Below are 589 nucleotides of genomic sequence, written 5' to 3'. Positions count from 1 at the left end.
GGGGCTGTAACAAAATGAGTTTTTTTGCTCATTTTGTTGCAGCCTTCCTTCTTTCCCATAACTAACACAATAGCTGGCATTTTTCATTTTCGTGAAAAATGCCAGCTACCTGTTTTTAGGCGTACTTTAATAAGCCTCGCTGTTTTTTCTTTTTTAGCAAGCTACTGTGTGTGTTTCTTCTTTTTCTAAATAGTGTTGTTGTAATCTGTCCGTATCACGGCGACTTCGGTATTTCCTCAGATCAAAGCCGAATGCCATGAATAACAGTTCCTTTTCTACACTTTCTTTTCCCTTATGTCTCACTCGGCGGTATTCGTAGTTTCCCTTTACCGTTCCAAACGCTCCTTCTATCTGTATGGATCGGTTAATCCGCAACTGGATTCCTTTTTTACTTTGAATGAACTTGTAGTCTTTGTCCAATAAGGATTGGTAGTAAGGATTGTACTGTATCATTTTATTCTGTTTCGGTTTCTTTCCTGTCCGGGTCGGCTGGCATTGATTCCGTTTTCCACAATACTGACAGTTTTCACATTGGTATGTTCGTACGGTCCGTTCATATCCGCTGTCCCTATCACGCTGCTTTTTTTCC

Annotated in this window: 1 protein-coding gene; it reads right to left on the bottom strand. The window is 40.4% G+C overall.

Annotated elements, in window-relative coordinates; all coding sequences use genetic code 11:
- Positions 1-153: 153 nt before the first annotated feature.
- On the bottom strand, positions 154-589 hold a 436-nt coding region (locus WMO23_RS11440; protein WP_349174158.1), incomplete at its 5' end, for a transposase.

This window comes from Megasphaera intestinihominis, assembly GCF_040096415.1.
GTDB classification, from domain to species: domain Bacteria; phylum Bacillota; class Negativicutes; order Veillonellales; family Megasphaeraceae; genus Megasphaera; species Megasphaera intestinihominis.
The sequence above is the reverse complement of the archived record's forward strand: the minus strand, read 5'-3'. Positions and strand labels throughout refer to the sequence as shown.